This is a genomic window from Citrobacter sp. T1.2D-1 (genome assembly GCF_950098555.1).
In the GTDB taxonomy this organism is placed as follows: Bacteria; Pseudomonadota; Gammaproteobacteria; order Enterobacterales; family Enterobacteriaceae; genus Citrobacter_A; species Citrobacter_A telavivensis.
This window is the reverse complement of record NZ_CATNHH010000001.1, coordinates 312,033-324,904: the sequence shown is the minus strand read 5'-3', so window position 1 is coordinate 324,904 and position 12,872 is coordinate 312,033. Positions and strand designations below refer to the sequence as shown.

Here is a 12,872-nt window from a genome sequence, read left to right as displayed (position 1 = left end):
TTACACCTCCACGCGGCCTAACAGGTAATGGTGATGCTGGTGGACATAGCTGATGATGCGGCACATGTCATCCAGCTCCGGCGGGATGCTGGCGAACTGCCCATCACTGCGGATGTTCAATGTCCAGCGTTGGTCATTCAACCGGACCCTGACCCGACCGTCTTCCACCAGGAAACCGGGGTTGCTGCTGTTGTCGAAATCCTCGGCCAGGCTAAAGAGCGTGACTTTGTCTTTATACGGTTTGCCCTGCCATGGGCAGAATTGGGCGCAGTTACCGCATTCGTTGCAGTAAGCGTCCAGGTGCAGCGTCTGGAAGCGGTTCTGGAAGCCAGGAACGGGAATCGACACATTGGCGCGGTTCGGACAGACGTCCACGCATTTGCTGCAGATATAGTTACATTCAAGGCAACGGGCCGCTTCCTGGGCGACAAAGGCGTCACGGTCGTCTTTATCGACCTTCGCGACCGCTATCTCACCTTTACGCTGATAGATTTCAGCGGGACTGACGTTACCCCAGCGCTTATCGCCGTGGTGGGAGCGGATATTTTCCCGCCAGAGAATTGTATCTGTGGCCCGTCGCGCAGAGCCGATGGCGGCAACAATGGATAACGGGCCGCGCTGGACATCGCCAATCATGAACACGTTGGAGAGACGGGTTTCGCCATTGTTGTTCACCGCAGGCCAACCTTTGCTATCCAGCGGTACGCCCATTGCGCTCAGCGCGTCGCTATCCTGCTGTTCACCGATGGCGGTAATCAGGCTATCGATGTGCAGGGTCAGCGTTTCGTCGGTTTCCACCGGACGGCGACGCCCTTTCTCATCCGGTTCCCCGAGCGTCATGACGCGCAGGGTGAGCGTACCATCCGCATCAAAGCGTTCCGGATTGTTGAGGAAACGGAATTCAACTCCGTCGTGCAGGGCTTCTTCATACTCTTCACGCCAGGCGGGCATCTCCTGTAGCGAACGACGGTAGACCACCGTGACGTTTTCCACGCCCGGCACGCGCAGTGCCGCACGGGCGCAGTCCATCGCCGTGTTGCCCGCGCCGACGATCGCCACATGTTTACCGAGCGTCAACGCCGTTCCCTGGTTGTATTCACGCAGGAAAGGAAGTGATTTCCAGATGTTGGGGTTGTCGCCGTTGAGCTTCACGCCGCTGTTTTTATCCGTACCGGTTGCGATCAGGACATAGTGGAAACCCCGATCTTTCAAGCCCTGAACGGTCAGATCCGGTGTACAGCCATATTCGAACTTCACGCCGTGTTCGGCGACAAAATCGATATCGTGCTGAATGAGCTCTGCCGGAATACGGAACTGGGGAATAATATTTTTCACCACGCCACCCGCATTGGCTTCGCGCTCGAATAGCGTCACCGGATGTCCTGCCCGGGCAAGGAAATAACCGGCCGCAAGCCCGGCCGGACCCGCGCCGATGACCGCAACAGGATGACGTGAACCCGAGCCTGCAGGTTTATGCCAGCGCCGTTTGTACTCTTCCCAGCCTTTTTCCAGCGCCACTTTTTTCAGTTCACGAATGTTAAGCGCACTGTCGTAGTCCAGACGGGTACAGTTGTACTGGCATTGATGATCGCAGATATGGCCGGTGATCGCGGGGAGGGCGTTTCGCTGATAAATCAGCTCCAGCGCGTCGGCATAACGCTGCTCGCCAAGCAGGCGAATATACTCCGGAATATCCTGTTTGATGGCGCAGGCTGTAATACAGGGGGCCACGTAGCAGTCGGTCAACGGTAAGCCGTCGGCCACGTCAATGCGCTCTTCAGGCTTCCAGTGTTTCTGGGTGTAGGCCATCGTAACGGCCTCTTCCGCCAGCCGATTCAGGCGATCGACATCGACATGTTCCATTCCCCACGTATCCGAGGATTCCAGCTCACGCATACAGGCGCTAAGACGCAGATAACCGCCTGGTTTTAACAGGTCGGTCGCCATCGTGATCGGGCGGATTCCGGTGTCGAAGATATCGCGGATGGTCAACTGGCTGGCGCCGCCGGAATAGGAGATGGGTAATTTGCCGTCAAAGGCCCGGGAAAGCACGGCTGCTACGTTGATCGAGAGGGGAAACAGCGCCCGGCCGGACATATACATCTCTTCACCGGGAAGCGCGCCTTTGTTATTAATGGTGCCCAGCGTATTGGTGAGTTTGACGCCGAAACCCAGTGATTTTTCTTTTGCCAGCGTCATCAACCGTTGCAACATTTCCAGCGCCTGGGTGAGTTTGAGATCGTGCTCGAACGACTCCTCTTTTAAGCCGATATAACCAAAGCCGCAGCGGTCCAGAATTTCATGTGCGCGTGGGTAACCCAGCAGCGTCGGATTCAGCTTCACAAAGGTATTCAGGCCTTTCTCTTCCAGCATGTAGCGGCAGATGGCTTCTATTTCGTGCGGTGGACAACCGTGCATCGTGGACAGCGTGACGCCCTGCACCAGTTTTGCGGGAATGCGTGCTGGCAGCGCCTGTAGACGCTGTCGATGTTCGTTCAGCCCGTGGCGAGCCAGGAACGTCTCATCGTGCAGCCAGTGCTGCAGCGTGTCGCGATACTGCGCGAACTTAGGATGCGCCGACGCGTCCATCATGTTGTCGATGAACTGCTGCATGGGCGGTTGCTTGATGCCGTCAAGGTTATAGCCGACACTCATATTAAAAATGAACGACTTACCAGCACCGGAAGGTTGCAGCAGTTGTTCCAGCAAATGCAGTGCGAACCAGGCTTTAAGATACTCATCCCACGCTTTCAGCAGGGTAAATTCAGTTGACCATTCGGTATTGAAGCACTCATCCTCCGCATCAATACAGGGTTTTTCCAGCTCCAGCCGATCGAGAATCTGGACGGTTTTGAGTTCGATGAACCGGCCGCCTGTCAGCCAGGCGGTGATGATATTTTGGGCGAGTTGAGTGTGCGGGCCGGCGGCGGGGCCGACGGGGGTGGCACAGGTTTCACCGAAGACGCTTACCGATTTGCTTTTTTCCGGTGAATAGAACTGCTGCTCAGGAATACCAAAGATCGAGCGCTGCTGCTGATATTCATCAAATAGGCGCGTCAAAAGTTCCTCAAATGGAATCGGACGCATTATATCCCCCATAACCCTCTCCTTAGCTTTACTCGACCTCCTTCAGGGAGTTGCAAGGCAACGGGAAGGAGCGCGTGTTCATAGATGTCATTGGTTGACCGGGACTAATAAGGCCAGCGGTTTGGAGAGATAGAGCAACATTCGCACCACTCTGACAAAACAGCGCTATAAAAATATAATTTTGTGAAGCGGTTCTAATCTTAAGTCCGCTTTGTGAAATATCTCACAAACGCTAAATGAGAATGAAAATCAGCCGGGGAGTTATTGCGATAAGGCAATTTCATTGCCGCATTCTATTTTCTCAAAAATGGTGGCCTCTTATCATTATGATAAGTGGGAAATGAGGCGGGAGAATATTTGAACGCAATCGTTTAACTACTGGCTCTCTATTTATTTGTGTCGGTTCTGCGCATTGATAAAATCCTCTGGAGTATCGATATCCAGAGTGATCCGGGGATCGTTCATTTCAGCGATATTATGTTTCCCGCGCAGCAATGCCTGACGCATGCTGTTGACATTCGGCTGTGATATGGCCTGCAACAGGCATTTTTTAGAGAGTAAAATAGGATGCCCTGGCTGGCCCTGATAGCAGGGGATAAGGGCGCTATCATTGCGTAATGCCCAGATTTTACGAAAGATATCGCGGTTCAGTTCTGGCATGTCACCGTGCGTAATGAAGCAATATTCACTGCGCACGGCGGCGGCGCCGACCTTAATTGATGTAAATAAGCCCTGAGCATAATCTGGATTGTACGTAATAATAATATTCGGCTGATTAGCATAGCGATTATGTATCTCAGTTGCGCGATGACCGGAAACTAATATCACCCTGTTGCAAAATTGCAGCGCGTTTTTGATACTTGCATCAAGAATTGTTCCCCCATGCCAGGGTAACATCATTTTCCATTTTCCCATTCTGGATGATAACCCAGCAGCAGTAATTATACAGTCGACCGCAGGCATAGCGACTCCATAATGTCTATTAGACGTTGCGTCACTTCAGAGAGGCTTATGAGTATATCGGGTCATGCTTCTTTATTCTTTGATTTGGGTGCACAGAAACGGCCTACGGTTATTTCGGTTGTCGGTGCCGGTGGGAAAACCAGTACCCTTTTCTGGCTCGCTCGCCTCTTTCAATTATCAGGTCGACGGGTATTTATCACCACCACGACGCATATGTTTCTGTCTGACCAACCCTGGCCGACCCTTTTCTGTCGGGAGCCCGCCGGGTTGCCATATCACACCTTAATGCAACCCATCATAACCTGCTTTCAGTCATGGAAAGCGGCATCAGGAAAAGCGTGTGGCTTCTCGCCAGACGCCATAGATGCGCTAGCCCGGCGGGCGGAATGTGACGTGGTTCTCGTCGAGGCAGACGGTGCCCGCGGAATGCCGCTCAAAGCGCCAGATGAGCACGAACCTTGCATACCTGAAAGCAGTTGCTGCGTGATTGCCGTTATGGGTGGACACCTTATGGGGAAAAGCGTGGGGGGAGAGCAGGTGCATCGCTGGCCGCAGTTCGCCGGGATTACTGGTCTGACGGAGGGATCCCCCTTACCGCTGAAGGCGCTTATCCGACTGGTTCAGCATCCACAGGGGGCATTCAAAAATGCACCGCCTGCCAGTCGACGAGTCTGGTTTCTCAATCGTTTTTCTCAATCTGAGAATGCTATTGATGAAAGTGAGCTCATCCAGCCGTTGTTAGACGGTGATGTGGAGGCTATCTGGCTGGGAAATGCACAGGAAACACCTGCAATCGCGCGCAGATTTGTGAGATAGCGACGCCGGGAACACCGGGTTACTGAAAGGATATCCATTGAGGTTCGTATGAATATTTTCACAGAGGCTGCAAAACTTGAAGAGCAAAACCGCCCCTTTGCGCTGGCGCAGATTGTCGACAGCCGGGGTTCCACCCCCCGCCATTCGGCACAGATGCTGGTGCATCAGGATGGATCTATCGTCGGGACTATTGGCGGGGGCATGGTGGAGCGCAAGGTTATCGAGGAGGCGCTGCTGGCGTTGCAGGAGAGAAAGCCGCGCATGTTCCATGGCCGGATGGCCCGCAACGGTGCCGATGCCGTTGGCTCGGACTGCGGCGGCGCGATGTCGGTCTTTATTAGCGTGCACGGCTTGCGTCCGCGACTGGTGCTAATTGGCGGTGGGCATGTGAACCGGGCGATTGCGCAGAGTGCGGCACTGCTAGGGTTTGATATTGCCGTGGCGGATGTTTATCGCGAGAGTGTCAATCCGGACGCTTTCCCCCCTTCGGTACAGTTGTTACATGCCGATTCTTTTTCCGCGGCGGTGGATGCGCTGGAGATTCGTCCAGACAACTTTGTGCTTATCGCGACGAATAATCAGGATCGGGAAGCGCTGGACAAATTGATCGAGCAGCCCGTCGCGTGGTTGGGTTTGCTGGCGAGTCGTCGAAAAGTGCAGTTGTTCCTGCGTCAGTTGCGGGAAAAGGGCGTCGGTGAAGAGCACATTGCGCGTCTGCATGCGCCTGTTGGTTACAACATTGGTGCGGAAACGCCGCAGGAAATTGCGGTTAGCGTGCTGGCGGAGATCCTACAGGTTAAAAACAATGCCCCAGGCGGACTGATGATGCGAGCCGCACATCCATCCGGTCATCAGCGCGTGGTGATTCGCGGCGCGGGCGATATTGCCAGCGGCGTGGCGCTGCGTCTGTTTCATGCCGGTTTCAAAGTGATCATGCTGGAAGTGGAGAAACCGACCGTCATTCGCCGCAGCGTCGCGTTTGCACAGGCGGTCTTTGATGGCGAAATGATTGTAGAGGGCGTGACGGCCCGGTTGGCCACCTCGTCAGCAGAGGCGGCGGCGTTAGCCGAACGCGGCTTCATTCCCATTCTGGTTGATCCCGCCGGTTCGCTGATTGACGCACTGAAACCCGTCTGCGTGGTCGATGCTATCCTGGCAAAACAGAATCTGGGCATGCGCAAAGAGATGGCGCCCGTCACCATTGCGTTGGGGCCAGGGTTTACTGCCGGTGAAGACTGCCATGCGGTGATTGAAACGAATCGCGGACACTGGCTGGGACAGGTGATTTACGCCGGTTGCGCGCAGGAAAATACCGGTATTCCTGGCAATATCATGGGGCATACCGCACGACGGGTGATCCGTGCGCCTGCCGCAGGCATCATGCGTGCCAGAGTGAAATTAGGCGATCTGGTGGAAGAAGGCGACGTGATTGCCTGGATTGGAGAAAACGAAATCAAAGCGCCACTGTCGGGTATGGTGCGCGGCCTGTTAAGCGACGGACTGGCGGTGGTGGGCGGCTTTAAGATCGGCGATATCGATCCACGCGGCGTGACGGCTGATTTTACCAGCGTCTCCGACAAGGCGAGAGCGATAGGCGGCGGTGTGCTGGAAGCGCTAATGATGCTGATGCATCAGGGCGTGAAGTCAACGAATGAGGTGCTTGAAGTGGCGTAAAACGCGTTGCCGGATGGCGCTGCGTTTATCCAGCCTACGGGGAGTAAACGGTAGGCCGGGCAAGCGAAGCCCCCCGGCAAACGCGCTGGATAAACGCATTAGATTACTGACAGATTACGGTTCCGGTTTTTCCTTCAATCCCTTCTTTCGCTTTACTCAGCACCGTAATCAGGGCTTCCCGGCCGGGACGGGAGCGGGCAAACGACGCCGCGGCCTCGACTTTCGGTAGCATAGAACCTTTGGCAAAATGCCCCTCGCGGATAAAACGCTCCGCGTCGCTCAACGACAGACGATCCAGCCATTGTTCATTTTCTTTGCCAAAGTTAATCGCGACTTTTTCGACAGCCGTCAGGATGATGAGCATATCCGCATCAATCATCTCTGCCAGGCGGGCACTGGCCCAGTCCTTATCGATCACCGCGCTGGCACCACGCAGATGATTACCCTCTCGAATCACCGGAATTCCGCCTCCGCCCACGGTAATAACCACCTGTCCGGCCTCAACCAGCGCGTTGACGGTCTCTTTCTCGATGATGTCCACCGGCTTAGGAGAAGCAACGACGCGACGATAACCGCGACCCGCATCTTCTTTGAGCGTATAGCCTTGTTTCTCCAGCTGTTCCGCTTCCTGCTGCGTGAAGAACGAACCGATGGGTTTGGTGGGATTCAGGAACGCCGGATCGTTGGCGTCGACCTCTACCTGCGTCACCAGCGTGGCGACAGGTTTGTGCATCCCACGTGAGAGTAATTCTTCACGCAGCGCGTTTTGCAGATCGTAGCCGATGTAGCCCTGGCTTAATGCCACGCAGACGGACATCGGCAGCATGGGAGAGTGCGCTTCTGTTTTTGCCGCCGCTTCAAATGCCTGGTTGATCATACCTACCTGCGGCCCATTACCGTGGGTCACGATAACTTCATGGCCCTGCGCAATCAGATCCACAATGGCCTGCGCCGTAATTTTGACGGCCTGCATCTGTCCGGCCAGATCCTCACCCAGCGCGTTACCACCCAGCGCGAGAACTATTTTCTTCCTCATTTTTCCTCACTTATCATACACAGTTGTCTGTTTCACAAACGCCGGGCGGGGTAAACGGTTTACGTCGTAAGAAGCGGCCCCGACCTGCTTTCCCTGTAAAGATGCCGTCGCCGAAGATCGTTTCGCCACGCGACAGCGTTCTGACAATCGTTCCCTGACAGCGGAAACCCTCCCAGGGCGAATAGTCAGCGTTATCGTGCAGGCGGGCATGATGGATTTCCTGACTCTGACGGGGATCGATAATCACCACATCGCCATCAGCGCCAGGTGCCAGCCGACCCTTTTGCGGCCACAGGCCGAACAGTCTGGCGGGCATCGCACTGGTCAGCGCGACAAAACGTTCAGGGGTAATTCGTCCGCTCATAACGCCTTCAGAAAAGAGCAGTTGCAGGCGGTTTTCCACGCCGGGCAAACCATTCGGACAGCGGCTAAAATCACCGCCTGAGATCTGCAGGCGTTGGGCCATTGAGAAGGTACAGTGATCGGTTGCCACCACGTCGATGGCTCCGTCACTGATGCCGCACCAGAGCTTGTCCTGCTCACGAACATTGCGTAACGGTGGGCTGAGAATGAAGTTCAGGCCATCTTCCGCGTCATAACGGCGTTCATCCAGCAGCAGATATTGTGGGCAGGTCTCTATCCACACGGACTGATGATTCGCTTTCGCCAGACGTAAATAGTCCAGTCCCAGACCGTTGGACAGGTGAACGATATACAACGGCGCGTTCCCTGCAAGCTGTGCAAGGTTGATCATCCGGGCGATGGCCTCGGCTTCACATTCCAGCGGTCTGCTCAGGGCGTGATAGCGCGGCGAGGTTAAGCCAGCGGCAATGAATTCGGCCCGTTTACTGGCGATAGCGGCATCGTTTTCCGGGTGGACGGTGGTCAGCGCGCCGGACTTGTGCAAATGGCGCAGCGCCTGCAAGGTTTCATCATCGTTGAGTTTGTACTGGTAGGTCAGATAGAGCTTGAAGCTGCTGATGCCGTCTTCCACCATCATCGGGATCTCATCGAGGATGGCGTGATTAACGTGCTGAATGACGCCGTGGAAACTGTAGTCGATCGCCGCTTTATGCGCGGCATATTCCTGGTAGACCTCCAGTTGATGGCGCAAGCGGCAGCCTCTCGGACCAAATCCCATATGATCGATAATGGTTGTTGTACCGCCACACGCCGCCGCGCGGGTGCCGGTAAAAAAATCATCACAGCTACGGGCGAGGCCTGTGTCGATATTGAAATGTGTATGCACATCCACGCCGCCGGGAAATACGTAACATCCCGCTGCGTCAATGACGTCACAAGAGGGAGGCGGCGCGATCTCCGCGTCCAGTTGGCGAACAATGCCGTTCTCAATCAGTAAGTCCTGTTTTGCCTGTCCGTCGGCGTTAACGACGATGCCATTTTTAATCAATACGCGCATAGCACACTCCAGAAATCCCCCGGTAAACCGGGGGAGGTAGATGGATTGTTATTTCGTTGCCAGCCAGGACAGTGGAATGGCTGCGTACATCGCGGCGCAGGTCACCAGATGTGATTTCCAGGTTTTTTCGTTTGGCGCGTGGGCTTCGGGTTCTTTACCCGGACCAAAGCCGATCACCGGAATACCGTGACGTCCCATAATCGATACGCCGTTGGTGGAGAAGGTCCACTTGTCGACCACCGGCGCTTTGCCGAACAGTCCTTCATAGGCACTGACCAGCGCTTTGACGGTGAAGTGATCTTCTTCCACCTTCCAGGTCGGGAAGTAGCATTCGGTGGGGTAAACCAGCCCGGTCCAGGAGGGGCGGTCATAGTTGTACATCGAGACCACTGCATTGGCCGCTTTCACTGCCGGCAGGGCGCGAATCTCTTCCAGCGCACCTTCCCAGGTTTCGCCCCAGGTCAGACGACGGTCGATGGAGACGGCGCAACTGTCCGCCACGGCGCAACGACTGGGTGACGTGAAGAAGATTTCGGAAACGGTTAAGGTTCCTTTACCGAGGAAGTCGTCCCAGGCCAGATTCTGTGACAATTCCTGTAGCTCGTTGAGGATGGGGCCCATTTTGAAAATGGCGTTATCGCCGCGCTCCGGGGCGGAACCGTGGCAACTGACTCCCTGTACATCAATGCGTATCTCCATGCGTCCGCGCTGCCCACGATAGACCTGGCAGTCGGTTGGTTCGGTGCTGACGACGAATTCCGGGCGGATACCGGATTGCTCGATGATGTACTGCCAGCACAGGCCGTCGCAGTCCTCTTCCTGTACCGTACCGGTGACCAGCAGCGTGTACTCATCTTCCAGACCGAGATCTTTAATGATCTTCCCGGCGTAAACCATTGACGCCATGCCGCCTTCCTGGTCAGACGTGCCGCGTCCGCCGATCAGTTCGTCGGTCTCCATCCCTTCGTAGGGATCGAAATTCCAGTTCTTGATGTTGCCAATACCGACCGTATCGATATGCGCGTCCATCGCAACCAGGCGCGGACCATGGCCGATGTACCCCAGAATGTTGCCCATCGGGTCGATCTCGACTTTATCAAAACCGACTTTCTCCATTTCCTGCTTGATACGATGGATGACACGTTTTTCATCGCAACTCTCGCTGGGAATGGCAACCATGTCGCGCAGGAAACGCGTCATGTCCTCTTTGTAGTCGTTTGCTTTTTCAAGAATCAGTTTAAAGGGAATGTGCTTCGCCATGACTTTTCTCCAGTGTTCGCTCCCGAATCTCCTGGGGAGCGTTGTCCAATAGGGGTGATTACAGTGCGACCGGATGTTTGCCTTCCCAGACCACTTCGCGGTAGTGCTTCACATCGGTATCGCCTTCGGTACTGATGACCAGCACAACGGCGTCTTTATCTAACGCCAGTTTGTCCATTAAGGCCTGACGCTGTGGGTGATGATGGACGGCTGCCAGAACGCCTAGCCCTACGGCTCCGGACTCTCCGGAGATCACGCGTGGGTCGTGGCCAAAGGGATTGCCCAGTACGCGCATGCCCAGCGCGGCAACGCTGTCCTGACAGGAGATAAACTGTGTGGCGCAGTTGCGCAGAATTTCCCAGCCAAGCGGGTTAGGTTCGCCACAGGCCAGACCGGCCATGATGGTTGCCATATCCCCACCGACGTTGACGATGTCGCCTTTCACGCCAGAACGATAAATGCAGTCCGCTTTGTCCGGTTCGACGATGATGCTGTGCAGATTTTGTGGGCCATAGACGTCCACCAGATAGCCCAATACGCCGCCCGCCATGGCGCCAACGCCGGCCTGTAACAGCACGTGGGTTGGCGTGACGCCCAGGGCGCGCATTTGCTCAACGGCTTCATCGGCCAGCGTGGCGTATCCCTGCATAATCCAGGTGGGAATTTTGGTGTAGCCTTCCCAGGCGGTATCCTGCACCACTTCCCAGCCGTTTTGTTGGGCATGCTGCATCGTCAGACGAACGGTATCGTCATAGTTCATGTCGGTGACGATGCACTCCGCGCCGAGGTTGAGAATGGCGTCCACGCGCTCTTGCGCAGAGCCTTTCGGCATGTAAATCACCGCATGTTGTCCAAGCTGTTGTGCCGCCCACGCGATACCGCGACCGTGGTTACCGTCGGTGGTGGTGGCAAACGTCATTTTTTCGCCGATGGCGTTTTTGAGCTGTTCGAAAGAGAGCGTCTCAATATCAAGATGATATTTCTCACACAGCAGGCAGGCGATGGCCCAGGCCCCGCCGAGCATCTTGAATGCGTTGAGTCCAAAGCGTTTTGATTCATCTTTGACGAGAATTTTCTTCACGCCGAACAGGCAGGCAAGGTCATCCAGCGCACAGAGCGGCGTTGGGTGGTAGCCGGCGATCTTTTGATGGAACTGGCGAGCGACTTTGGCCTGTTTTTGCGAAAAAAGGGGCGACGTTTCACCGTTATAAAAGCGGTTATCGGCAATATCGATCTTCAATGAGAAAACGGACATATCCTATCCTTTTGGCCTCCGGAAAGGAGAGCCGACCGGCAGGTCGGCTCAGGGGGTTATTTCACGCGCGGTTGCGCTTCTTTCAACAGTTGTTCCAGCAGTACGCCTGGCTTCGGATATTTGCGGGAGAGGATCATCGCGGCGATGATGTAGGGCTTCCAACTGGCTTCTTTGTAAGTCGCGATGCGGTATTTTTCGAATACGGCGTCGGTGACTTCGCCTTCTTTGCAAGAGACGCCGCTGATATCCGCTGGCAGGCAGTGCATATACAGCGCTTCGCCGTCGCGGGTGAGTTGCATCATTTCTTCAGTGCAGTGCCAGTTTTTATGCTTCGCGTTCTGTTCAAGGCACTGTCTTTCCAACGCTTTCAGGGCCGCATGATCGTTAGCCCGCAGAAGTTCAGTACGCTCTTCCATCACTTTGTAAGGTGCCCATGACTTCGGATAGACGATGTCGGCATCTTTGAAGGCTTCTTCCATGCTGGTGACCTGACGGAAACTGCCGCCGGACGCGTTCGCGTTGTTTTTCGCCACGTCAATCACGTCCGGAATCAGGTCATAACCTTCCGGATGCGCCAGGGTGACGTCCATACCAAAGCGGGTCATCAGACCGATAATGCCCTGCGGCACGGAGAGGGGTTTGCCGTAACTGGGTGAGTAGGCCCAGGTCATGGCGATTTTTTTGCCTTTGAGGTTTTCCAGAGAGCCGAAGTGCTCACGCAGCCAGGCCAGATCTGCCATCGCCTGTGTCGGATGGTCAATATCGCATTGCAGGTTAACTAACGCCGGACGCTGCGGGAGTACGCCCTGTTTATAGCCGTCATCAAGCGCGGCGCCGACTTCACGCATATAGGCGTTGCCCGCACCAAGATACATGTCGTCGCGAATACCAATGGCATCGGCGCAGAAGGAGATCATGTTGGCCGTTTCGCGGACGGTTTCGCCGTGCGCGATTTGTGATTTCCCTTCGTCCAGATCCTGCTGAGCCAGACCGAGCAGGTTAAGGGCGGAGGCATAGGAGAAGCGGGTACGGGTGGAGTTATCGCGGAAGACGGAAATTCCTAATCCACTATTGAAGACTTTGGTCGCGATATTTTCGGCACGCAGCATTTTCAGCGCGGCAGCGACGTCCAGGACTTGTTTCAGTTCATCCGGCGTCTGTTCCCACGTAAGCAAAAAATCCTTCTCGTGAAGGTGTGAGGTCAGCGAATTGATATCCTTTATCAGCTCATTAACAGTTTTCATTGTAAGATCCTGGTAGTGGAATGACGGCAAGGTGGCTTATTCGCGGTAATGACAAGCGGCATCACCGATATACCAGGGACTAACAATAAGCGTGCCAAAATGAATCCGGCGGCGGAT

9 protein-coding genes are annotated in these 12,872 nt (G+C 55.1%); 2 read left to right on the top strand and 7 right to left on the bottom strand.

Annotated elements, in window-relative coordinates:
- Window positions 1–3,099: a putative selenate reductase subunit YgfK gene (gene ygfK / locus QQZ17_RS01535; protein WP_152402170.1), complete on the bottom strand. Its 3,099-nt coding sequence runs from the start codon at window positions 3,097–3,099 to the stop codon at window positions 1–3.
- A 378-nt stretch (window positions 3,100–3,477) separates the two neighbouring features.
- The gene (gene mocA, locus QQZ17_RS01530) at window positions 3,478–4,050 is read right to left on the bottom strand and encodes a molybdenum cofactor cytidylyltransferase (protein ID WP_152402171.1); all 573 of its coding nucleotides are present in this window, start codon (window positions 4,048–4,050) and stop codon (window positions 3,478–3,480) included.
- 48 nt (window positions 4,051–4,098) lie between these two features.
- Between mocA and yqeC the strand changes: the two genes are divergently transcribed.
- Both yqeC and yqeB read left to right on the top strand, forming a co-directional pair.
- Window positions 4,099–4,866, top strand: a complete 768-nt coding sequence (gene yqeC, locus QQZ17_RS01525; RefSeq protein ID WP_152402173.1) for a selenium cofactor biosynthesis protein YqeC — start codon at window positions 4,099–4,101, stop codon at window positions 4,864–4,866.
- Between the two features lie 48 nt (window positions 4,867–4,914).
- Window positions 4,915–6,540, top strand: a complete 1,626-nt coding sequence (gene yqeB, locus QQZ17_RS01520; RefSeq protein ID WP_152402178.1) for a selenium-dependent molybdenum cofactor biosynthesis protein YqeB — start codon at window positions 4,915–4,917, stop codon at window positions 6,538–6,540.
- Between the two features lie 103 nt (window positions 6,541–6,643).
- On the opposite strand, the gene arcC is transcribed toward yqeB, so the two are convergent.
- The 5 genes from arcC to ygeW are packed head-to-tail and all read right to left on the bottom strand — an operon-like array spanning window position 6,644 to window position 12,755.
- Window positions 6,644–7,576 (bottom strand): carbamate kinase, encoded by a 933-nt coding sequence (gene arcC / locus QQZ17_RS01515; RefSeq protein WP_152402180.1) that lies wholly within the window; start codon window positions 7,574–7,576, stop codon window positions 6,644–6,646.
- A gap of 13 nt (window positions 7,577–7,589) precedes the next feature.
- Entirely contained in the window at window positions 7,590–8,996 is a 1,407-nt protein-coding gene (gene hydA, locus QQZ17_RS01510; RefSeq protein ID WP_152402183.1) for a dihydropyrimidinase, read from the bottom strand.
- Between the two features lie 48 nt (window positions 8,997–9,044).
- On the bottom strand, window positions 9,045–10,256 hold the full coding sequence (locus QQZ17_RS01505) for a YgeY family selenium metabolism-linked hydrolase (RefSeq protein WP_152402185.1): 1,212 nt from the start codon (window positions 10,254–10,256) through the stop codon (window positions 9,045–9,047).
- Window positions 10,257–10,314: 58 nt separating this feature from the next.
- Entirely contained in the window at window positions 10,315–11,511 is a 1,197-nt protein-coding gene (dpaL, locus tag QQZ17_RS01500; protein ID WP_152402188.1) for a diaminopropionate ammonia-lyase, read from the bottom strand.
- A gap of 56 nt (window positions 11,512–11,567) precedes the next feature.
- On the bottom strand, window positions 11,568–12,755 hold the full coding sequence (gene ygeW / locus QQZ17_RS01495) for a knotted carbamoyltransferase YgeW (protein ID WP_152402191.1): 1,188 nt from the start codon (window positions 12,753–12,755) through the stop codon (window positions 11,568–11,570).
- Window positions 12,756–12,872: the final 117 nt, after the last annotated feature.